The sequence below is a fragment of the Pseudomonas sp. FR229a genome (assembly GCF_030209115.1).
In the GTDB taxonomy this organism is placed as follows: Bacteria; Pseudomonadota; Gammaproteobacteria; order Pseudomonadales; family Pseudomonadaceae; genus Aquipseudomonas; species Aquipseudomonas moraviensis_A.
On record NZ_JARVSP010000015.1, the window covers coordinates 23,661 to 46,278 of the forward strand.

Below are 22,618 nucleotides of genomic sequence, written 5' to 3' on the forward strand. Positions count from 1 at the left end.
GCAAGCGCGCACGCGCGTCTATCTCTTGCAGCTCGCAGCTTGACGCTTGCCGCTGCTCTTAATTTTTTTCGAGCGCCCACAGGTCGCTTTCGATGCTTTCAAACCGCTCCTTGAGGTGGGTCTGCACATCGAAAATCGCCCTGTTGTAATAGTGCGGAGCAATTTCGCGGGTAAACAGCTCAAGAATTTCCGCCGCTTCGAACGAACCCAGGTCCAGTTCGAAACGGTCTTCCATGAACCGCTGAATCTTGCGATTGGCCTCGCTCTCCTGCTCGGGAGTGAGGGTCAGGATCGGCGGTTTGGACTTCTTGCCAGCCATTTACCAGCGACCGTCCCATGCGGCGAAGTTCTGCAGCAATTGCAGGCCGTGGGTATGGCTCTTCTCCGGGTGGAACTGCACGGCGAAGCGCGAGCCATCGGCCAGCGCTGCGGCGAAATCGACACCGTAATGACCGCTGCCCACCACCTGCCGCCCATTGGCGGCGGCGATGTAGTAGCTGTGCACGAAGTAGAAACGCGCCAGATCCGGGATGTCGTGCCACAGCGGGTGACTGATGTTCTGCTTCACCTCATTCCAGCCCATGTGCGGGACCTTCAGGTGCTCGCCGTCTTCGTGCAGGTCCTTGCCGAAGAACTTCACCGCGCCCGGGAACAGGCCGATGCAGTCAACGCCATCATTCTCTTCGCTGCTGTCGAGCAAGGCTTGCATGCCGACGCAGATGCCGAGGAATGGCCGATCCTGGCTGACCTCACGGACCAGCGAATCGAAGCCGAGGCGACGGATCTCCGCCATGCAATCGCGAATCGCGCCAACACCGGGGAACACCACGCGGTCGGCTTCGCGAATCACGTTCGCATCGCTGGTGATCAGCACCTTGCCGGCGCCGACGTGCTCCAGCGCCTTGGCCACTGAGTGCAGGTTGCCCATGCCGTAATCGATAACTGCAACCGTCTGCATTACAGCACGCCTTTGGTCGATGGCATTTGCCCGGCCATGCGCTCGTCCAGCTCGACGGCCATGCGCAGCGCGCGGCCGAATGCCTTGAATACGGTTTCGATCTGATGGTGGGTGTTGGTGCCGCGCAGGTTGTCGATGTGCAGGCTGACCAGCGCGTGGTTGACGAAGCCCTGGAAGAATTCCTGGAACAGGTCAACGTCGAAGCCACCGACGGTGGCGCGGGTGTACGGCACGTGCATCTGCAGGCCCGGGCGACCGGAGAAATCGATCACCACGCGCGACAGCGCTTCATCGAGCGGCACGTAGGCATGGCCGTAGCGACGGATGCCTTTCTTGTCGCCGATGGCTTTGGCGAAGGCCTGGCCGAGGGTGATACCGACATCTTCCACCGTATGGTGGTCGTCGATATGCAGATCGCCCTTGCATTCGATATCCAGATCGATCAACCCGTGACGGGCGATCTGATCCAGCATGTGCTCAAGAAAAGGAACGCCGATATCGAATCGGGCCTTTCCGGTGCCATCAAGGTTGATCGAGGCTTTGATCTGGGTTTCCAGAGTGTCGCGCTCGACAGACGCCTTACGTTCGGCCATCACCAGCTCCGCAAAATCATTGGGCGAAAAAGGCAGCCATTATAGGCACGCGAGGCGCAAACAGAAACACGAGAGGAGAGATGCCTGACGGATAGAACGCCCGGCTGTCGCGGGTAGACATGTCCATACAAGCCATTACCGGCACGCCAGAAACAACTGTAGGAGTGAGCCTGCTCGCGATGAGGACCTGGCAATCAACATTTCTGTGACTGTCAGACCGCTATCGCGAGCAGGCTCACTCCTACAGGGGTACTGCCTTTTTACTTAGTGAAACAATACCGCCGTTTTCTGCAGGGTCACCCACACACCCCACGCCAACGGAATACCCACCACCAGCCAGGCAGCGATTGCCAGAGGTTTGGTGCCCGGCGCCGCTTTCCACTCCAGAACGGTGCTGGCATCAGCACCCTTGTCGTGGCCCAGCGCCTGTTCGGCAGCCAGTTCAGCGTCGGTCATGAAGTACTTGTCAGCGACTGGGCGCACCATCAGGTTGCACAGGAAGCCCAGCACCAGCAGGCCGGCGAGGATGTACAGAGTGATGTCGTAGGCAGCTGCGCGTTCCACGCCGATGCTCAACTGATATTCACGCAGGTAGTTCACCAGCACCGGACCGAGCACACCGGCAGCAGCCCAGGCAGTCAGCAGACGACCGTGGATTGCACCGACCATCTGCGTACCGAACAGGTCGGCCAGATAGGCCGGCACCGTGGCAAAACCACCGCCGTACATCGACAGGATGATGCAGAACGCCGCCACGAACAGCGCAACGTTGCCCAAGTGACCGAGGTTCGGAATCAGTGCGTACAGGGCAAAACCCAAGGCGAAGAACACGAAATAGGTGTTTTTGCGGCCCAGGTAATCCGAGAACGAGGCCCAGAAGAAGCGGCCACCGATGTTGAACAGGCTCAGCAGACCGGTGAAGCCCGCTGCGATCGCCGCGATCGAAGCCAGTTGGCCGGCGTCGAGTTGACCGAACGGCACGTCAACGCCCAGCAACCTGCCGCCAAACACTTCCTGCAACAGTGGCGAAGCCATGCCGAGGATGCCGATACCCGCCGAAACGTTCAGGCACAGCACCAGCCAGACCAGACGGAATTGCGGAGTTTTCCACGCTACGTTCACATGGACGTGACGGTTGGTGATCATCGCGTTCGAAGCTTTCTTCGCCGGAGCGGTCCAGCCTTCAGGCTTCCAGCCGGTTGGCGGCACGCGGTAGGACAATGCGCCACCGATCATGAACACGAAGTAGATGGCCGCCATGGCCACGAAGCTTTGCCATACGCCCACGCCTTCTGGCGAAGCGAAGTGGCTCATCAGCGCAGTCGCCAACGGCGCACCGACCATCGCGCCGCCACCGAAGCCCATGATAGCCATGCCGGTCGCCATGCCGCGCTTGTCCGGGAACCACTTGATCAGGGTCGATACCGGCGAGATATAGCCCAGGCCCAGACCGATGCCGCCGATCACGCCCGAGCCGATCCACATCAGCCAGATCTGGTGGGTATAGATACCCAGCGCGGAAATCAGCAGACCGCCACACCAGCACAGCGCCGACACCACGCCCGCTTTACGAGGACCGGCGTGTTCCAGCCAGCCACCCCAGATCGCTGCCGAGCAGCCGAGGAAGATGAAGAACAGCGTGTAGATCCAGCCGAGCATGGAGATCGGCCAGTCGCAGTTCGACGAAAATACCTGTGCGATGAAGCTCATGTCCGGTGCGCAAGCCACCGGCGCGGTAACGCCCAGTGCCTTGGACAGCGGCAACCAGAACACCGAGAAGCCGTAGGCCATGCCGATGCACAGGTGAATGGCCAAAGCGGCCGGTGGAACCAGCCAGCGGTTGAAACCGGGCTTGGCGATGATGCGTTCCTTGGACAGGAACGCAGGCTGGTCGGCTTTGAGGCCGTCCGCCGTGATGCTCGTGCTCATTGTGTATCCCCCAATTGTTAGTATGGTTCGCCAGCCACTGCTCACCCTCGGCCTTATGCACGCAGGCATGACCGTTTTTTTAGGTGAAGCTCCTTGATGGCGCGACGTTAAGTCGCAGACGGGCGGACGAACTGGCGAAGGTTACCATTCTCAGGTGACAGAAAAACCAAACTGATATCACCTTTTTTCAAGTCATCTGTTCTCGTACGACTCGGGAAGCCGCCAACCCCGCGTCTGCAAAGGCACCACGCCGTTTGCTACTTGTCCCATTTATGCGTGCGAAAAGTTACCCGTCGCCTTGGCGGGCCTGAACGACTGGTGAACCAAGCGCAAAAAATGGCGTCGCAAGCCGGGGCCGGATTGCGCCCTCTGGCGCCCGCCGGGCATCCTCAAGCGCAGGCACCGGTGGCGAAGTTGCAGGTGCCACCGCCGACCCTCGGCAGATGACGCCACACCGAACCGGGTGCTTGCAGCGCTATACTCCCCGGCCAAATGACGAATTCGACTAACTACAAGGACTCGCCCATGAAAGCGTTCGGCAAAATCCTGGGTCTGGTACTTCTCGGGCTGTTGCTGATCATTGTGGCGGCAGGTTTTGCCCTGACCCACCTCTTCGATCCCAACGACTACAAAGACGAGATCCGCCAGATAGCCCGCGACAAGGCCCACATCGAGCTGACGCTCAATGGCGATATCGGCTGGAGCCTGTTCCCGTGGCTCGGCCTGGAACTGCACGAAGCCAGCGTCGCCACCCTGGCCAAACCCGCCGAACCGTTTGCCGATTTGCAGATGCTCGGTCTGTCCGTCCGCGTCCTGCCGTTGTTGCGCCGTGAAGTGCAGATGAGCGATGTGCGCGTCGAAGGCCTCAACCTGCGCCTGAACCGTGACAAGAACGGCCACGGCAACTGGGAAGATATCGGCAAGGTGCCTGTGGCGCCCGGCTCGACGCCACCCGTCACACCGGGCACGACTGCCAGCGAGCCGGCCGTCGCCGTGGAAAAACCGGCGCAGCCGATCCGCCTCGACATCGACAGCCTGACCGTCAACAACGCCCGCGTCGAATACACCGATGAGCTGACCGGCAAGCAGTTCAGCGCCGAAAGCATTCAGCTGAGCACCGGCCCGGTGCACGACTCGACCAATATCCCGGTGAAGGCCACCGCGTTCCTCGGCACCAATCAACCGGTGTTGCGCGTGCGCACCGAGCTCAACGGCGAACTGCGCTTCGAGCGCGCGCTGCAACGCTACAAATTCGAAGACCTGAAGCTGACCGGCGAACTCGCTGGCGATCCGCTGCAAGGCAAGACCATGACTTTCTCCGCCCAGGGCCAGTTGTTGCTGGACAAGGCAGCGAACGTCGCCGAATGGACCGGCATCAAGATTTCCGCCAACCAGTTGCGTGCCCTGGGTGAGCTGAAAGCCAACGACCTCGACAAGACGCCGCAGATCAGCGGTGGCATTTCCATTGCCCAGTTCGATCTGGCGAAATTCGTCGACAGCATCGGCCAGACACTGCCGGCGATGGGCGAAGGCAGCCTGAGCAAAGTCGAACTGGTCAGCCGCGTCGCCGCCACGCCGACCAGTCTGTCGCTCGACAACATCAACCTGAAACTCGATGACAGCAGCTTCAGCGGCCGCATCGCCATCGAGGATTTCGCCAAACAGTCGCTGCGCGCCATTCTCAAGGCCGACACATTCAACGTCGATCGCTACCTGCCCCCGAAATCGGCCCAGGCCAACAGCGCCACGCAAACGCGTCAGGCCGAAGTCGCCAGCACCGAGGCCGGCGCGGTGGCAGGCACCACGCCGCTGCCGGACAAACCGAGCAAAACCGCCTGGAGCACCGAGCGCCTGTTGCCGGTGGAACGCCTGGCGAAACTGGACGTAGATGCCGACCTGACTTTCGGCCAACTGACTCTCGACAAACTGCCGATCCAGAACGCCGCGCTCAAAGCCACCGGCCAGGGTGGCTTGCTGACGCTGACTAACCTGAGCGGTGATCTGTACAACGGCGGCTTCGTCGCCAACGGCACCCTCGACGTGCGCCCAAGCGCGCCGGTGCTGAACCTGCAGACCCGCCTCAATCGCGTGCCGGCGGAAAAAATCATCGAAAGCCAGGGCAAGAATCCCCCGGTCAAAGGGCTGGTGACGCTGACCAGCAGCCTCACCGGCAGCGGCAATAGCCAACAGGCGCTGATCGACACGCTGAATGGCAACGCCAGTTTCGTCATCAACAATGGTGTGCTGCTCAACGCTAATCTCGAACAGCAATTGTGCAAAGGCATCGCCACCCTCAACCGCAAGACCCTCAGTGGCGAGCCGCGCGGCAAGGACACACCGTTCGAAGAGCTCAAGGGCAACCTGACCGTGCGCAACGGCGTCGCCAGCAACCCGGACCTGAAAGTGCGCATCCCCGGCATGACCGTCAACGGTGACGGCGATATCGACCTGCGCGTTTTGGGCATGGATTACCGCGTCGGCATCATCGTCGAGGGCGACACCAGCGCCATGCCCGACCCGGCCTGTCAGGTCGGCGAGAAGTTCGTCGGCATCGAGTGGCCGCTGCGCTGCCGTGGTCCGCTGGAACTGGGCGCCAAGGCCTGCCGCGTCGACAATGACCGTCTCGGCCAGGTCGCCAGCAAAATGGCCGGCAACAAACTGAGCGAGAAGATCGACGAGAAACTGGGTGACAAAGTCAGCCCGGAACTGAAAAACGCATTGAAGGGGCTGTTCAAGCGATGACAGCGGAGCAGTTTTCCACGGCGGTGCTGGAGTGGTTCGACCGCCATGGCCGCCACGATTTGCCGTGGCAGCAGGACATCAACCCGTACCGGGTGTGGGTGTCCGAGATCATGTTGCAGCAGACCCAGGTCAGCACCGTGCTCAATTACTTCGAGCGTTTCATGGCAGCGCTGCCGACGGTCGAAGCGCTGGCTGAAGCGCCGGAAGACGAGGTGCTGCACCTGTGGACCGGGCTGGGTTACTACACTCGCGCACGCAATCTGCAGAAGACCGCGAGGATCGTCGTCAGCCAGTACGGTGGCGAATTCCCGCGTGACGTGGAAAAACTCACCGAGCTACCGGGGATCGGTCTGTCCACCGCCGGCGCTATCGCCAGCATCAGCATGGGCCTGCGCGCGCCGATCCTCGACGGCAACGTCAAACGCGTGCTGGCGCGCTTCACGGCGCAAGAGGGCTACCCCGGCGAACCGAAGGTCGCCAGACAGCTGTGGGCCAACGCCGAGCGGTTCACCCCGCACGATCGGGTCAACGCCTACACCCAGGCGATGATGGATCTCGGCGCTACACTCTGCACGCGCAGCAAGCCGAGTTGCCTGCTGTGTCCGCTCAAGCGCGGCTGTGAAGCGCACATGCTCGGCCTGGAAACCCGCTACCCGATTCCCAAGCCGCGCAAGGCCATTCCGCAGAAACGCACGCTGATGCCGATGCTGGCCAATGGCGAAGGCGCAATTCTGCTTTACCGCCGCCCGTCGACGGGCCTGTGGGGCGGTCTGTGGAGCCTGCCGGAACTGGATGATCTGGAAGACCTGCAGCATCTGGCCGATCAGCACTCGCTGACCATGGGTCAGCAGCAAGCGCTGCCGAGCCTCGTCCATACGTTCAGCCATTTCCAGTTATCCATCGAACCGTGGCTGGTTCAGGTGCAGGAAGCCAGCCATCACGTGGCCGAGGCCGACTGGCTCTGGTATAACCTCGCCACCCCGCCGCGCCTGGGCCTTGCTGCCCCGGTCAAGACCTTGCTCGAACGCGCGGCCGCCGTCTTGAATGCAGGAGAGTCGCCATGACCCGCACCGTAATGTGCCGCAAGTACAAAGAAGAACTGCCCGCGCTGGAACGCGCACCTTTCCCGGGTACCAAGGGCCAGGATATTTTCGACCACGTCTCGGCCAAGGCCTGGGCCGACTGGCAGAAACACCAGACCCTGCTGATCAACGAAAAGCGTCTGAACATGATGAATGCCGAAGATCGCAAATACCTGCAGGGCGAAATGGACAAGTACTTCTCCGGCGAGGAATACGCCAAGGCCGAAGGCTATGTGCCGCCAGCCGAATAACCCGCATATTTCGTAAGCGACGGAATTAATTTAAGAAATTTTCAAAAAGTCGTTGACGTAAATTCGAAAAACCCTTTTAATGCGCCCCGTTGCCCAGATAGCTCAGTCGGTAGAGCAGGGGATTGAAAATCCCCGTGTCGGCGGTTCGATTCCGTCTCTGGGCACCAAATACCGAAAACCCTGAATCGCAAGATTCAGGGTTTTTTTATGCCTGCGATTTGATGGAGCGATGTTTCCTTTCGTCAGAGTGCCGGGCATCTGCACGCTTTCCCTTCCGATCATCACACCAGCGAGTACCTCTACCACTGACGGGCTCGCGAACGAAAAGACCTACAAACGTCTTGCCGTCATCCTTCGAATCTGCCGGAACACTCCGCACGCTCAAACTGTAACGGACGACATATTTCCATTATCGAGCTGAGCAGAATATGCCGAGGAGCTCCAGACACCCCGGAGCAGACTCAAAACAGGGATGTACATGATCATTCGCACCATCGGTTCGGAGGCGCAAGCCGCTGAGCTAGGTATTGACCAAGAAATCAAAGCCCTTCACTTCACTATCCAACAGTCAGCATTGCTTCATAGGTTCACTGAAGATCTGGCCGCCATGGGCGGACCTCAGTCAGCGGGAGCCAAATCCAAGGCATCTCTGGCTGCCTCTGAGTTGAAGCGCTTATTTTCGCAGCCCCAGCGTGAGCTGCTAAATACCTATTCCGATGGCTTGCTGTCCGTCCTTATCTTCGAAGGGCTGCAAAAGATCAGCAACTCCGAACCTCCAGTAGAACTGCCAGATCTGCCCTCCCTGGAAAATCATTACGACGTTCTCTGCGTGGCCGCACGCAATCAGATCCTGCTAAAACTCGTAGATAACGAGTCCTTTGCCTACGACATGGACAACGAAGGAAGACTGGTTCGCCTGGTGGCCAACTTCAAGGGGGGCGGAGCCAACGAAATAATAGGCGAACCGGAAATCAAAGAACTTAGCTCCCACTCCGGCCTTGCTCTTGGTCCGCATACCGAGGCACCTTACTGGTGTGCTGTGAACGCCAAACACGGACGCTCCCCCTCTCCTTCGTCTCTCATACTATCGGCCCTCTGGAATCCGTCCCTTGAACCCACAAGGGTAATACCCCTGACACCTATATTCGAAAGTATCGGCTTCAACAACTGCCTGGCACTGACCTCAGGCAATTTCCAATTCACTCGCAGCGACTCCTTTTCCAAAGGCAAAGGGGAGGATGGGAGCAATGTTTCGATTCTAGAGTTCGACGACCGGACGGGATTCGCAGCACGGTTTAACTCATATCGTTTTTCCGTAAATGACAACGCCTCTAGCGTTGTAAAGACCGCCTACGCCGCTCTTCGTCGAGGTATCGAGAAGGCGACGCCCTCCGAGCATGTGCTGACACAAGAGTCGGCGATGGTAATAAACAACACTCGAGCGCTGCACTGCCGTGACGTCATCAAAGACAACAGACGGGTTTTGATTAGAATTTTCGGTATCTCAAAGTTTTCGTCCCCGATCGTCATCTCGGATGACCCGCTATTGCTCCAGGGCTAGGTTTCAACAACAGCGCTAGTGAGCAACGGTCCACCTGGCTGCTCATCCATATCAAATACAGAGGAAAAGGAATGTCCTGGGACATCATCGGCATGTTGGCACTCGTCGCGTTTTGCGCCGGTTTTTTTGATGCGATTGCCGGGGGAGGCGGTCTGATCACCCTGCCGGCGCTGCTTCTGGCAGGCATGGACCCGATCAGTGCGATTGCCACTAACAAGTTTCAGGCAGCCTCAGCGACTGTCTCGGCAACGGTCACGTTTGCCCGCAAAGGAATGATCGAATGGCGCGAAGGCCGCTTCCTGGCAATCTGCGGGTTTGTCGGGGGCGCCAGCGGTGCATTGCTGGTCAGCTCAATCGACAAACGCTACCTCGAAGTTTGCGTGCCAATCATGCTGATCCTTGTCGCCATTTATTTCGCGCTCTCTCCGAAGCTCGCCAATGAAGATCGTCGCAAGCGAATCGGCATCATGCTTTTTTCGTTCACCGTGGCACCAATCCTGGGTTTTTACGACGGGATTTTCGGGCCTGGTGTAGGTTCGTTCTTTATCGTTGGCCTGGTACTTCTCTGCGGCCTTGGCATGATGCGAGCCATGAGCTTCACCAAACTGGCCAACGCCTCATGCAACCTCGGCTCACTGGCTGTCTTCATCACTAAAGGCGTGATTGTCTGGCCACTCGCAATTGCGATGGCACTGGCGGCGTTTCTGGGCGCTCAGTTGGGTGCTCGTGCTGCCATTCGGGTTGGGCCACGGCTGATCAAGCCGATGTTGATCGTGATCTGCTGCGCCCTGGCCATCAAGCTGCTGAGTGTAGAAACCAACCCCCTGCGCGTAGAGGTTATTCAGGTCCTATCTGCATATTGAGGGGACGGAGAGGAACAACGGCAGATCGTAGCTCTTTTTCCAGACGACGCTTTTCGATCGATCGGGAACTGAGGTACTTTGCCCGCCCCTTACGGAAGAGGGTCATCCCCGCGATGAACCAGAAACGAACCCGCGTGCCCCTGCCGCATCCAACGCCGCCACCGGAAAGCCTGGTGTCCAGAAGTCTGGCGATCATGATCAGCCTGTTTTTGATCGGTACCGGCGCGTTGCTGGGCTACTCCTCCATCGACGGCCTGATTCACGAAACGATCACCACCGCCACTCGCGGTGGGCCGGCCAAGGTCTACACCCTCGCCGGGCAGCCGGGTGGGTACTGGTTTCATATCGTTTTCCAAGGACTCTTCGGCGGATTGCTGCTGGTCGCAGGCCTGGCGTGGCATCGACTGACACGCATCGATAAACCTGCGACCAAGGCCAAGCGCAAACCCCGGTCGCGCTAGCGGTTGCCGTCAGGCGTACGAAATGGACTACAGACCTTTGCACGTCAACGTCCCTTTCCTCGGCAACGTCCTGCAATATCCATCGCCTCTTCCTGCGGATTTCACCGTCTCTCCCGACATATTCAAACGGCGACTTTGGGCATGCTTCTGCGTCTGTTCACAATGAAGCGGAAGACCCAATGAGCCAGCTAAAACCTGCAGACATGCAAGACCCGAAACTTGACTCCTTGCTGGGAGAGCTGGGCGAGTTGATTCGTCAGGCGCGGCAAAAAGTGCTGCGCGCGGTTGATACGATTCAAGTGCAGACCTGCTGGCAGATCGGCAGACATACCGTCGAGTTTGAACAGCAAGGTGCCCAGCGTGCGGGCTATGGAAAGCAGTTGCTTGCCTTGCTGGCGAAGGATCTGACCGCGCAGTTTGGGAAAGGGTTTGATGCCTCAAACCTGCGCTATATGCGCCTCTTTTATCAGGCGTTTCCAATTCGTGACGCACTGCGTCACGAATTGAGCTGGACTCACTATCGCCGGCTTCTAGGAGTGAACAACGAAAAAGCACGCCACTGGTACATGGACGAATGCGCCAACCTGAACTGGTCAAGCCGCGCCTTGGACCGCCAGATCCTGACGCTCTATTACGAACGACTCCTCATGAGTCGAGACAAAGCCGAAGTGATCGAAGAAGCCACCACCAACATCGAAGCCATGAAATGCAATCCGCGCGAACTCATCCGCGATCCCGTCATGCTTGAATTCCTCGGCCTGCCGTCAGCCGGCAAGGTTCGGGAAAGCAGTCTCGAACAAGCCCTCATCGACCACCTGCAGAGCTTCCTTCTCGAACTGGGCAAAGGCTTTTCCTTCGTTGCTCGCCAGCAACGCATCAGCACCGACGGCGTCGATCTTTACATCGATCTGGTGTTCTACAACTACCTGCTCAAATGCTTTGTGATCATCGACCTTAAACCCGGCAAGCTCAGCGCCGGCGATGTCGGCCAGATGGACATGTATGTGCGCATGTACGACGAACTCAAGCGCAGCGAGGGGGACAAGCCGACTGTCGGGATCCTTCTGTCTGCCGAGAGCAACGATTCGGTGGCGCGCTACTCAATGCTCAAAGGCAATGAGCAACTGTTTGCCAGCAGTTACAAGACGATCCTGCCGAGTGAAGAGGAGCTGCGCACAGAACTCAATCGCGAACAGGCCTTGATCGAAGAGCGCATGCTCACTCAATCCACTGATTAAAAACTGCGGATTGTTACCGGGCGGTGCGCAGACTATCGTTGGCAGCTTACCCGCCCAGGTCGATTGTCATGAGCTGTCAGGACATGCCCGCAATGCAGGACACGCAGTCAAAGTCCCCGACGTTGGCTGCGACGCAAGGTGAGCCTTTCAAGGAAGCGGCTGCCGACGGCCATGGGCTTGGCGGCTTTACCTGGCGCCACACAGGACTCGATGCTCAGCGCCCGGTGGTCATCATCAACGCCGCCACCTCCGTGCGCTGCCGCCACTACTCGCGCTTCGCCGCCTATCTGTTCGCCAATGGCTTCGACGTCATTACCTACGACTACCGTGGCATCGGAGAATCGCGACAGGCTTCGATCAAAGGCTTGAACGCTTCATGGAGCGATTGGGGCGCCCTGGATTTCGAAGCGATGCTCAAACGTGCGCAACGCGAGTTTCCCGGTCAGCCAATTGATGTGGTCGGCCACAGTTTTGGGGGTTGCGCGGCAGGTTTGGCCGAGTCGGGGCGAGCTATCCGACGGTTGGTCACCGTCGGCGCACAGTTCGCCTACTGGCGCGATTACGCTCCCGAGCACCGCTGGCGCATGTTTGGCAAATGGCACGTTGTGATGCCGCTGCTGACGCTGCTCTGCGGCTTCTTTCCTGGCAAACGCCTCGGCTGGCTGGAAGACACGCCAACGGGCGTTGTGCGCGACTGGAGCACGCCTGCCCCGCGTTTTGAACAGCGCCCCAGTGGTCGAGTACTGTTGAAAAAAAACGGCACCCTCCCCTTCGCCAATGTGAGCGCAGAAACCCTGGCCATCAGCATCAGCGACGATCCCTACGGCACCGTCCCGGCCATCGAACGCTTGCTCGGCTACCTCAGCAACGCTACAAAAACCCACTTGCGCATCGAACCGCAGGACATCAACGAACAACAAGTCGGACATTTCGCCTTTTTTCGTAGCGCATACCAAGCCACACTATGGCCCATCGCTCTGACCTGGCTGCAGACCGGCGCACTGGCCCTCGACACACCCGGACGGCCAGTCCCGCGCAGTTAAGCCCTTTTCCACGCACGACGGAACACACCATGGCCTCCGCCAACAAGCAGCAAAAACGCGCCGCCCGGGCCAAGACCAAGGCCAAGCAGAACCGCACCAAACGCGCCGAAGCGCCGGTCGAGCTGGACCCGAACGACGACCGCATCGATTTCGAATCGGTGGACCTGACCGAACTGTTCAAGAAAATGATCGACGCCGAAAAGATCAGCCAACAGGCCATGTGCACGGCGTTCCTTGAAGACCCGCTGCTGGAACTGGTCTATGAGCAGGAAGGTGAAGAAGGCGCGATGGATTTCATACTCGCCGCGCTGATCGAGTATCGCCAATGGTCGCAGGAAACCGACGAGGCTGGCGCGCTGGCGTGGATCGAATCCCCGGCCTTCCAGGCTGACTATGTAGCGGCATCCGACGCGATCGCCGCACAAACCCAACAGAAGAACTGAGCTCCCATGGCATCCCTGAACAAGCAACAGAAACGCGCCAAACGCGCCAAGGCCAAAGCCAAGCAGATCCGTATGGTCGGGCGCAAACCGCTGGATCAGGATGAAGACCTCGGCCACCTCGCTGAGCCGATCCCGGAATACACCCTGGCGATGTTCAGCAAAATGCGCGACGCCGAAGCCGTCAGCCGCAACGAAATGCTGCTGACCCTGCTGCGCGAGCTGGCCTTCATCATCGTCGATCATCCTGAACTGCTCGATATGGAAAACGCCGACAACGAAGGCATGGCCGCTACTCACCTGGCCGCCGACATGCTCATCGACTACCGCGTGTGGGCCGACGGAATGACCATCGAACAAGCCCAGGCGTGGCTGAGCGAGCCGCAGTTCATTACGGATTTCGGGGTGGCGCTGGATGCTTATGGGAAGTCGGTAGAGACCCAGGAAGACAAGAGCGAATAAGCCCTTCTCAGAAACAAAAAACGGCCGCTAGTCATCCCTGACAGCGGCCGTTTTGCATTACAAGTTACGACTCAGTTCAACACCACCGCACCACGCTTCTCCAGCTTGCGCCGGCGCGATACCAGCAACCCAGCAGCCACCACCATCAGGCTCAGCAGGCCGGTGGCGAGGATTTCCACGCGGTGGGCTTCCTGGAACAGCATGATGGTCAGCGCGGCGACGATGAAGATGATCACCGCGTAGGTCAGGCCCGGGAACAGCCACATGCTGAATTCGATTTTCTCGCCACGCGCCACGCTTTGTTTACGCATGCGCAATTGCGAGAAGGCAATGACCAGATAGACCAACAGCGCGATGGCGCCGGAGCTGGCCAGGAGGAATTCGAACACCGCGGCCGGAGCCACGTAGTTGGCGAAGGTGCAGAGGAAGGCTGCGCCGGTCGACAACATCACCGCCCAGTAAGGCGTGCCGCTTTTGTTGGTGCGGGTCGACATGGCCGGGGCATCGCCGCGTTTGCCGAGGGAGAACAGCATGCGCGACGAAGTGTACAGCGCCGAGTTCAGGCAACTGGTCACCGCGACCAGCACGACAATGTCGACGATCATCTTGGCATTGGGAATGCCCATGCGCTCCAGCACGGTCTGGTAGGAACCGAGGTTGGCCAGGGTAGGATCGTTCCACGGCACCAGCGCCACGACGATGAAGATCGACACCAGATAAAACAGGCCGATCCGCCAGATCACCGAGTTGGTGGCCTTGGAAATCTGCTTGCCCGGGTCTTTCGATTCCGCCGCCGCGATGGTGACGATTTCGGTACCCATGAACGAAAACATGGTAGTCAGGATTGCGCCCAGCACGGCGCCCATGCCGTTGGGCAGGAAGCCGCCGCTGTCGAACAAGTGCGAGACACCGCTGACCTGACTGGTCGGCAGAAAGCCGAAAATCGCCGCAAGGCCCAGGCCGATAAAGCCGATGATCGCCAGCACCTTGATCAGGGCGAACCAGAACTCGAACTCGCCGTAGTTCTTCACGCTGAACAGGTTGGTCACCGTCAGCAGCATGGTGATGACCAGCGCGAAGGCCCAGATATCCACACCGGGGAACCAGGCATGCAGGATGGTCGCGGCGGCGTTGGCTTCCAGCGGAATCACCAGCACCCAGAACCACCAGTACAACCAGCCGATGGTGAAACCGGCCCAGTGACCGATCGCGCGATCGGCATACGTCGAAAACGAGCCGGTGTCCGGCGAAGCCACGGCCATCTCGCCGAGCATGCGCATCACCAGCACCACCAGGGTACCGGCAGCGGCGTAGGCCAGCAGCACGGCCGGGCCGGCGGCAGCAATGGCGTGGCCGGAGCCGACAAACAGACCGGCACCGATCACACCGGCGATCGACAACATGGTCACATGACGCGGTTTGAGCCCCTGTTCGAGGCCAGTGGAGCTTGGGGTACTGCTCATAGAGACTACCTTTGCAAGGAAAGCGAGTGCATCCGGCACGTCTGAAAATTCTTTCTCGTAAAAAGAATCCAACGACCTGTTCCTTATTCTGCACGCAATATTTGCGCCAAAATGTTTCAAGTCCTTGAAGGCCGCGGGCTCTGGCATCCGATGCAAGTCATTGAGTTTACTGGCTATTCGCCAGAACGTTACCCTGCGACTCACTTTGAAGACGAATCCGCGCACCAGAAACACACAGAAAAAGTGTGCGACGCACAGAAAAAGGGCGAATAAGGAACGTTCGGCCGGATAGCGCTTCCAACACCCCGCCAAAGCTGGCAACATCGCGCCTTTTTTTACGCGACACCTACGGGTCTGCATGATCAAACACCCGTTCGGTTGTTGATGGGGCGACAGTCTGCTGCGCCGATGCGACAACCCGCCACAGGCCACCCGATTACCGCTAGTAGCGCTGTTGGCTGCCATTGAAACGCTATGCTAGCTTGGCCGCCTCGCCTGGAAGGCCCGCCAACAGCAGGAGCGCAACATATATGAGGAACGCACATGGCTGAGGCCACGCCCGCGCTGGAAATCCGCAACTTGCACAAACGCTACGGACAGCTTGAGGTGCTCAAAGGCATCTCGCTGACCGCCCGCGACGGCGACGTGATCTCGATCCTCGGCTCTTCCGGTTCCGGCAAGTCCACGTTCCTGCGTTGCATCAACCTGTTGGAAAACCCGCATCAGGGCCAGATCCTGGTGGCCGGTGAAGAACTCAAGCTCAAAGCCGCCAAGAACGGCGAACTGATTGCCGCCGACGGCAAGCAGATCAATCGCCTGCGCTCGGAGATTGGTTTTGTATTTCAAAACTTTAATCTGTGGCCGCACATGAGCGTGCTCGACAATGTCATCGAAGCCCCGCGCCGGGTGCTCGGCCAGAGCAAGGCCGAGGCCATCGAAGTCGCCGAAGCCCTGCTGGCCAAGGTCGGTATCGCCGACAAGCGCCACGCCTACCCGGCGCAACTGTCCGGCGGCCAGCAACAACGCGCAGCGATCGCCCGCACACTGGCGATGCAGCCGAAAGTCATTCTGTTCGACGAGCCCACCTCCGCCCTTGACCCGGAAATGGTTCAGGAAGTACTTAGTGTCATCCGCGCATTGGCCGAAGAAGGCCGCACCATGCTGCTCGTGACCCACGAAATGGGCTTCGCCCGTCAGGTCTCCAGCGAAGTGGTGTTCCTTCACCAGGGCCTTATAGAAGAGCAAGGATCGCCACAGCAGGTGTTCGACAACCCGCTTTCGGCGCGCTGCAAACAATTCATGTCCAGCAACCGCTAACGGAGCAACATGCATGCAGAATTTCAAGAAGGTTTTCCTGGCCGCCGCAGTCACCCTCGCGTTCAGCGCCGGTGCCATGGCTGAAACCCTGAAAATGGGCATCGAAGCGGCCTACCCGCCGTTCAACAACAAAGATGCCAGCGGACAGGTTGTCGGCTTCGACAAGGAAATCGGCGACGCCCTGTGCGCGAAGATGAAAGCCGAATGCTCCGTCGTCACCTCTGACTGGGACGGCATCATTCCGGCCCTGAACGCGAAGAAGTTCGACTTCCTGATCTCCTCGCTGTCGATCACCGAAGAGCGCAAAGCCGCGGTGGATTTCACTGACCCGTACTACTCGAACAAGCTGCAGTTCATCGCGCCGAAAAATGTCGATTTCAAAACCGACAAGGACTCGCTCAAGGGCAAGACCATCGGCACCCAGCGCGCGACGCTGGCCGGCACCTGGCTGGAAGACACCTACGGTGATGACATCAAGGTCAGCCTCTACGATACCCAGGAAAACGCCTACCTCGACCTGACCTCCGGTCGTGTCGACGCGATCCTCGCCGACAAATACGCCAACTACGACTGGCTGAAAACCGACGCTGGCAAGAACTATGAGTTCAAGGGCGACCCGGTGGTGGAAAGCGACAAGATCGGCATCGCCGTGCGCAAGGGTGACAACGAACTGCGCAACAAGCTGAACGCTGCACTGAAGGAAATCGTCGCTGACGGTACCTACAAGAAAATCAACGACAAGTACTTCCCGTTCAGCATCTATTGATCTGACCTGTGGGACTGGCGCCGTGAACAAGCGGCGCCGGCTCCCGACTTTGCCTGCCGCAATTTGAACAGAAACCCATGATTATCGACCTCTACGGATTCGGCCCGGCGCTCGCCGCTGGCGCGCTGATGACCGTCCAACTGGCGCTCACCGCCCTGTGCCTGGGCCTGGTGCTCGGCCTGCTCGGCGCTCTGGCCAAGACTTCCCCGTACAAGCCGCTGCAATGGCTTGGCGGCACCTATTCGACGCTGGTGCGCGGCGTCCCGGAATTGCTCTGGGTGCTGTTGATCTACTTCGGTACGGTCAACCTGATGCGCACCCTCGGTGAGTACTTCGGCAACCCCGATTTGCAACTCAACGCCTTCGCCGCCGGTGTGATCGCACTGGGCCTGTGCTTCGGCGCCTACGCCACGGAAGTGTTCCGTGGCGCCCTGCTTGCCATTCCCAAGGGTCACCGTGAGGCCGGCCAGGCCCTGGGCCTGTCGAAGTGGCGGATCTTCACCCGGTTGATCATGCCGCAGATGTGGCGCATCGCCCTGCCCGGCCTGGGCAATCTGTTCATGATCCTGATGAAAGACACCGCGCTGGTATCGGTCATCGGTCTGGAAGAAATCATGCGTCACGCGCAGATCGGCGTGACCGTGTCGAAACAGCCATTCACCTTCTATATGGTCGCGGCGGTCATGTACCTCGCCCTGACGGTACTGGCGATGACCGGCATGCATTTCCTGGAAAAACGCGCCGCCCGCGGCTTTGCGAGGAGCGCGCAATGAATTGGGAAGTCATCATCAAGTGGCTGCCGAAACTGGCGCAGGGCGCGACCCTGACCCTCGAACTGGTTGCCATCGCAGTGATTGCCGGCCTGCTGCTGGCGATTCCGCTGGGCATCGCCCGATCTTCGAAGCTGTGGTACGTGCGCTCGCTGCCTTACGCCTACATCTTCTTTTTCCGGGGCACGCCGTTGCTGGTGCAGCTGTTCCTGGTCTATTACGGCCTGGCGCAGTTCGACGCCGTGCGTGAAAGCTCGCTGTGGCCGTACCTGCGCGATCCATTCTGGTGTGCCACGGTGACCATGACCTTGCACACAGCGGCGTACATCGCCGAGATTCTGCGCGGAGCGATACAGGCGATTCCACCGGGCGAGATCGAAGCGGCGCGAGCGTTGGGCATGTCCAGGCCGAAAGCGATGTTCTACATCATCCTCCCGCGTGCTGCGCGGATCGGCCTGCCGGCGTACAGCAATGAAGTGATTCTGATGCTCAAGGCCAGCGCCCTGGCGAGCACCGTGACCCTGCTGGAATTGACCGGCATGGCCCGCACGATCATCGCCCGCACCTATTTGCCAGTGGAGATTTTCTTCGCCGCCGGCGTGTTCTATCTGGTCATGGCTTACGTGCTGGTACGCGGCTTCAAGCTGCTGGAGCGCTGGCTGCGCGTCGATGCCTGCCAGGGCCGCTGAAACTTCCTGCATGCTGACGGGCGATGACTTGCTCGCCCGCTTCATCGCGCTGGATGCTTTTCTGATTGAGCATCAGGCGCTGTGGAAACCTCGACCGTTTACGCATCTTTCCCTTGCTTGGGAAACAAGTCACCCGGAACTGTCTTCCTGGCTGCGCGGGCGATCGCTGGAAGATGCAGAGCGGACGCATAACCATCCTGCTGATCTGACCGATGCGCCCGAGCCATTTGCCTCACTGGCGAAATTGTCGGCCCAGCTGAGTGCAGCCGGCGAATTGCCAAGGCACGCGCTTGAGGTTGCCGGGCATCGCTTGAATGTCGATGTGCCTGGGCGCAAGTGGCAGCAGATCGAGGCGTTTGCCAGTTGTCTGTCTTTCGCCTCGCAGCCGACGCATTGGCTGGACTGGTGTTCCGGCAAAGGGCATCTGGGTCGACGATTGTTGAATGAAGGGCAGCAACTGACTTGTGTCGAATATGATCCTTTGTTGGTTGCAAGCGGTCAGGCGCTGAGTCAGCGTCATGACTTGCATGCGCTGCATGTGGAGCAGGACGTACTCGCGGCGGACGCCGCTGCCGTGGTGAGCGCCAGTCACACACCCATCGCCCTGCACGCCTGCGGCGATCTGCACGTACGCCTCATGCGATTGGCGAGTGCCGCCGGATGTCAGCAGATGGCGATCGCGCCATGTTGCTACAACCGGATCAATCGCAGCGAGTATCAGCCACTGTCTTCTGAGGGTTTGCGATCAGCCCTACGGCTATCACTCGAAGATCTGGCTCTGCCGATGAGCGAAACCGTCACCGCCGGTGCGAGGGTCAAACGCCAGCGCGATACCTCGATGGCCCGACGCTTGGCTTTCGATTGTCTGCAACGGCAGTTGCGCGGTACTGACGAGTATTTGCCAACCCCATCTCTGCCGAGCGCCTGGCTGGATAAATCCTTCCCTGACTACTGTCGCGATCTGGCCGCGCTGAAAGAGTTATCCACAGTTGGACCGACGGATTGGGAAAAACTGGAAGCTACCGGTTGGCAGCGACTGGCCGAAGTACGCAACCTGGAATTGCTCCGCGGGTTGTTCCGACGGCCACTGGAGCTTTGGTTGAATCTGGATCGGGCACTGTTCCTCGTCGAACAGGGCTACGCCGTACGCCTTGGCACTTTTTGCTCAGCCCCCCTTACGCCGCGGAATTTGCTGATGTTGGCCGAACGCAAATAAAACGCGACCACCCTGTGGATAACTCTGTTGATGAATCCATAGTGGATCCAATATTTACGCCTGTTTCAAGCCATTAACAGCGCTGTTCATTTTTTGTTCACATTAATAAAAAACCGTTAAAACAGGAATTTGCGAACAAAATGAGAACGCTTCCAGAAAATCCCGCCTGACCCGATTCCATGCCAGCCGAATGTGCATAAGCCGCCAATCAAAACGACATAACCGCCTGATTGCACCCGCTCGCAGCGAATAATTGCGGCATCTCGCCCGCCTTGCTATACAAGGCCACAACGTGCCACCCGCACGCGTCCCAACAAGAACAAAACAAACCCGACAGGATGCGACCGTGACGTTTATTTCTTATGCGCAGAATTTTGAAGACGTCCGCTTGTGGCGTGCCCTCAAGCAAGTCGAAGACGGCTTCTATATCGATGTAGGAGCCAATGACCCGAATCACGATTCGGTTACCAAAGCCTTCTATGACCACGGCTGGAACGGCGTGAACGTCGAACCGATACAGAACTACTACGACGCCCTCTGTCAGCAACGTCCGCACGACACTACTGTGCAATGCATCGCCAGCGATCGGCCCGGCGAAATGACCTTCTACGCCATCCCCGATACCGGCCTGTCCACGGCCGACCCGGCGATCGCCAAACAGCACAAAGATCAAGGCATGGAGGTGCGCAGCCTCACAGTAGACTCGCGCACACTGACGTCTATCTGCGAACAATATGCCGCTGATCGATCGATCCATTTCTTGAAAATCGACGTCGAAGGCCACGAAGAAAGCGTTCTGCGCGGCATGGACTTCACTCGCTTCCGTCCCTGGATCATAGTCATCGAGACCCCCTGGGAGCGCGACCATACGTGGGAACCGCTGGTCACCGACGCCGGTTATCAGGCGATCCTGTTCGACGGTCTCAACACCTGGTTTCTCGCCGACGAACACCTGAACCTCAAACCTGCTTTCGATATCCCACCGTGCAATCTCGACAACTTCCAGTTGTGCAAAGGCCACGCCTTCGCTCACCCGCTCAGCCCCAGCGAACTCGACACCGCCCAACAACTGGCCAATGCCCTGCACCGCGCGGAGCAGGCCGAAGCGCAACTATCGGCCCTGCAGAACAGCCGCACCGTGAAGGCCGTGCAAACCCTGCGCAATGTGCTGCGCAGGGCTTGATTAGAGCGGATGCAAAAATAGTCTGAATTCAGGGGTTTACAGGATCTTCCCAATCGCTATAATCGTCGCCCACACGCCGGTATAGCTCAGTTGGTAGAGCAACTGACTTGTAATCAGTAGGTCCCGGGTTCGACTCCTGGTGCCGGCACCATACAAAACGAAGCCCCTGCAGAAATGCAGGGGCTTTGTTGTTTCTGCTTTGTTTATATTCCTGGCACTTTCCCCCAGTGAAAGTAGCTTCTCCCTCGCACTTCGCGCGATTGGCCACACTTCCTCTTACACACTTCGAAAGCGAGGACTTTGAACCGACGGTCCACGTTTCCATCTTTATGCTAATTATGAAATAGCAATAATTATGGTGTGCGCATAAAAAGGTGTAATCACATGAGCAGCATTTTTCAGCGCCCAGAACTGGCTGAGTCAATGGCTAACCAGCTTCTCAATCCAGGTGTGCTAGACGAAGGTTTGCGCTCAGGCTTGTTTCTATCTGGTCTGCGCCGCACAGGCAAAACGACGTTTCTGAGGAATGATCTCATCCCGGCCCTGGAAGAAGCAGGCGCTTTGGTCATCTACGTCGATTTATGGAGCGACACTCTGGCTAACCCGGCAACGCTCGAGCACAACGCCATCCGGAAAACCCTGAAAGATCTGCAAACACCTGGCTCCTCCGCCTTGGAAACCTTCAAGCGAGTCAGCAATGCTGAAATCGGCGCCGCTGGATTCAAGTTCGGCTTCAAACTCGACAGCATTGGCAACGTCGACGGCCCAACAATGGCGCAAGCACTCGCCGAAGTCGTAGATCAAGCCAAGACTGATCTGGTGTTGATCATTGACGAGGTGCAGCATGCCATTTCCTCAGACGACGCTAATCAGCTGCTCCTGGCACTCAAAGCCGCCCGCGATGCAATTAACCCTCGTCCGAAAACGCCGGGATACTTTCTTTTTATCGGCACAGGTTCGCACAGAGCGCAAGTCAGCGAACTGACCGCCAAACGCAACCACGCCTTTTCCGGCGCCACGTCAGCAGCCTATCCATTGCTGAAAGGCGATTACGTTGAATTTTTGCTCAACAGACTCGCAATGACCGTGAAGCAGGACAAATTACCGTCCCTCGAAGCTGCAATCGAAGCGTTCGACACTTTGGGCAATCGGCCTGAAGAAATGCTGAAGGCCCTACGCCAACTCTTACAGCAAGAGGGCGAGCCAGATGTTTTTCTCCCGGTAATCGCCAGCACACTACGTTCGGCGGCGGCGAGCATCGAGCTGGAAAAAGTCGAGCAACTGGGTAGGTTGGCTCAAGCCGTTTTCAACAAGATCGCATCTACAGAAGGCGATGCTCGCGGAATTTTTTCCACAGACGTAGCGGCTGAATATTCAAAGTCCGTGGGGCGAGAGGTGCGGGTCGAAGAGATTCAGCCGGTAGTGATTGCGCTGGTTGCCGAGAACATCATCATGCGACGCGGGCATGGCATTTATGCGATCACCGATCAGTTCGTGCAAGAGATCTGGCTGGAGGAGCGGGCTTTGATCGAGGGAAGTTAGGCTCAAGCAGTATTGAAGCAGTATTGGGGACAGACCCCTTCGAGGGCTT

22 protein-coding genes, 2 tRNA genes and 1 pseudogene are annotated in these 22,618 nt (G+C 58.6%); 20 read left to right on the forward strand and 5 right to left on the reverse strand.

Annotated elements, in window-relative coordinates; translation table 11 throughout:
* Positions 1–58: 58 nt before the first annotated feature.
* From QRN33_RS13150 to QRN33_RS13165, 4 genes are all read right to left on the reverse strand, one after another.
* Positions 59–319 carry a DUF2164 domain-containing protein gene (locus tag QRN33_RS13150; RefSeq protein ID WP_042608637.1) on the reverse strand — a complete coding sequence of 87 codons (261 nt, stop codon included), beginning with the start codon at positions 317–319 and terminating at the stop codon, positions 59–61.
* Entirely contained in the window at positions 320–958 is a 639-nt protein-coding gene (gene hisH / locus QRN33_RS13155) for an imidazole glycerol phosphate synthase subunit HisH (protein ID WP_042608636.1), read from the reverse strand.
* Entirely contained in the window at positions 958–1,551 is a 594-nt protein-coding gene (gene hisB / locus QRN33_RS13160; RefSeq protein ID WP_007909204.1) for an imidazoleglycerol-phosphate dehydratase HisB, read from the reverse strand. Before hisB ends, hisH begins: the two co-directional genes overlap by 1 nt.
* A gap of 264 nt (positions 1,552–1,815) precedes the next feature.
* Entirely contained in the window at positions 1,816–3,480 is a 1,665-nt protein-coding gene (locus QRN33_RS13165) for an OFA family MFS transporter (RefSeq protein WP_123419798.1), read from the reverse strand.
* 228 nt (positions 3,481–3,708) lie between these two features.
* On the opposite strand from QRN33_RS13165, the pseudogene QRN33_RS13170 reads away from it, so the two are divergent.
* From QRN33_RS13170 to QRN33_RS13225, 12 genes and pseudogenes are all read left to right on the forward strand, one after another.
* Positions 3,709–3,927: pseudogene (locus QRN33_RS13170) on the forward strand (acetyl-CoA sensor PanZ family protein); the annotation flags it as partial.
* Between the two features lie 78 nt (positions 3,928–4,005).
* Positions 4,006–6,222, forward strand: coding sequence for an AsmA family protein (locus QRN33_RS13175; protein WP_285408953.1), 2,217 nt, complete (start codon positions 4,006–4,008; stop codon positions 6,220–6,222).
* Entirely contained in the window at positions 6,219–7,286 is a 1,068-nt protein-coding gene (gene mutY / locus QRN33_RS13180; RefSeq protein ID WP_285408955.1) for an A/G-specific adenine glycosylase, read from the forward strand. The genes QRN33_RS13175 and mutY overlap by 4 nt, the downstream gene beginning before the upstream one ends.
* The gene (locus tag QRN33_RS13185; RefSeq protein ID WP_285408956.1) at positions 7,283–7,555 is read left to right on the forward strand and encodes an oxidative damage protection protein; all 273 of its coding nucleotides are present in this window, start codon (positions 7,283–7,285) and stop codon (positions 7,553–7,555) included. Before mutY ends, QRN33_RS13185 begins: the two co-directional genes overlap by 4 nt.
* Positions 7,556–7,646: 91 nt before the next feature.
* Positions 7,647–7,722, forward strand: a tRNA-Phe gene (locus QRN33_RS13190).
* Between the two features lie 311 nt (positions 7,723–8,033).
* Complete coding sequence (locus QRN33_RS13195) at positions 8,034–9,116, forward strand: hypothetical protein (protein ID WP_285408957.1); 1,083 nt, start codon at positions 8,034–8,036, stop codon at positions 9,114–9,116.
* A gap of 71 nt (positions 9,117–9,187) precedes the next feature.
* Positions 9,188–9,979 (forward strand): TSUP family transporter, encoded by a 792-nt coding sequence (locus QRN33_RS13200; protein ID WP_116657400.1) that lies wholly within the window; start codon positions 9,188–9,190, stop codon positions 9,977–9,979.
* 113 nt (positions 9,980–10,092) lie between these two features.
* On the forward strand, positions 10,093–10,440 hold the full coding sequence (locus QRN33_RS13205) for a hypothetical protein (RefSeq protein WP_102899563.1): 348 nt from the start codon (positions 10,093–10,095) through the stop codon (positions 10,438–10,440).
* A 179-nt stretch (positions 10,441–10,619) separates the two neighbouring features.
* On the forward strand, positions 10,620–11,678 hold the full coding sequence (locus QRN33_RS13210) for a PDDEXK nuclease domain-containing protein (RefSeq protein WP_116657399.1): 1,059 nt from the start codon (positions 10,620–10,622) through the stop codon (positions 11,676–11,678).
* 68 nt (positions 11,679–11,746) lie between these two features.
* Positions 11,747–12,721, forward strand: coding sequence for an alpha/beta hydrolase family protein (locus tag QRN33_RS13215; protein WP_285408958.1), 975 nt, complete (start codon positions 11,747–11,749; stop codon positions 12,719–12,721).
* A 29-nt stretch (positions 12,722–12,750) separates the two neighbouring features.
* Positions 12,751–13,164, forward strand: coding sequence for a hypothetical protein (locus tag QRN33_RS13220; protein ID WP_042608625.1), 414 nt, complete (start codon positions 12,751–12,753; stop codon positions 13,162–13,164).
* A gap of 6 nt (positions 13,165–13,170) precedes the next feature.
* Complete coding sequence (locus QRN33_RS13225) at positions 13,171–13,623, forward strand: hypothetical protein (protein WP_285408959.1); 453 nt, start codon at positions 13,171–13,173, stop codon at positions 13,621–13,623.
* 71 nt (positions 13,624–13,694) lie between these two features.
* Here QRN33_RS13225 and gabP read toward each other — a convergent pair whose 3' ends face one another.
* Positions 13,695–15,086 carry a GABA permease gene (gabP, locus tag QRN33_RS13230; protein ID WP_116657397.1) on the reverse strand — a complete coding sequence of 464 codons (1,392 nt, stop codon included), beginning with the start codon at positions 15,084–15,086 and terminating at the stop codon, positions 13,695–13,697.
* 543 nt (positions 15,087–15,629) lie between these two features.
* Between gabP and QRN33_RS13235 the strand changes: the two genes are divergently transcribed.
* From QRN33_RS13235 to QRN33_RS13270, 8 genes are all read left to right on the forward strand, one after another.
* The gene (locus tag QRN33_RS13235; protein ID WP_285408960.1) at positions 15,630–16,403 is read left to right on the forward strand and encodes an ABC transporter ATP-binding protein; all 774 of its coding nucleotides are present in this window, start codon (positions 15,630–15,632) and stop codon (positions 16,401–16,403) included.
* Positions 16,404–16,416: 13 nt separating this feature from the next.
* Complete coding sequence (locus tag QRN33_RS13240) at positions 16,417–17,169, forward strand: ABC transporter substrate-binding protein (protein WP_042608621.1); 753 nt, start codon at positions 16,417–16,419, stop codon at positions 17,167–17,169.
* A 77-nt stretch (positions 17,170–17,246) separates the two neighbouring features.
* Positions 17,247–17,942, forward strand: a complete 696-nt coding sequence (locus tag QRN33_RS13245) for an ABC transporter permease (RefSeq protein WP_042608620.1) — start codon at positions 17,247–17,249, stop codon at positions 17,940–17,942.
* On the forward strand, positions 17,939–18,628 hold the full coding sequence (locus QRN33_RS13250) for an ABC transporter permease (protein ID WP_064363372.1): 690 nt from the start codon (positions 17,939–17,941) through the stop codon (positions 18,626–18,628). The genes QRN33_RS13245 and QRN33_RS13250 overlap by 4 nt, the downstream gene beginning before the upstream one ends.
* The gene (locus QRN33_RS13255; protein ID WP_285408961.1) at positions 18,609–19,844 is read left to right on the forward strand and encodes a methyltransferase; all 1,236 of its coding nucleotides are present in this window, start codon (positions 18,609–18,611) and stop codon (positions 19,842–19,844) included. Before QRN33_RS13250 ends, QRN33_RS13255 begins: the two co-directional genes overlap by 20 nt.
* A gap of 346 nt (positions 19,845–20,190) precedes the next feature.
* A complete protein-coding gene (locus QRN33_RS13260; RefSeq protein ID WP_285408962.1) occupies positions 20,191–21,027 on the forward strand; it encodes an FkbM family methyltransferase in 837 nt (278 codons plus the stop codon).
* A 75-nt stretch (positions 21,028–21,102) separates the two neighbouring features.
* Positions 21,103–21,178 (forward strand) — tRNA-Thr (locus QRN33_RS13265).
* A gap of 233 nt (positions 21,179–21,411) precedes the next feature.
* Positions 21,412–22,569, forward strand: coding sequence for an AAA family ATPase (locus QRN33_RS13270; RefSeq protein WP_285408963.1), 1,158 nt, complete (start codon positions 21,412–21,414; stop codon positions 22,567–22,569).
* The last annotated feature ends 49 nt before the right edge of the window (positions 22,570–22,618 follow it).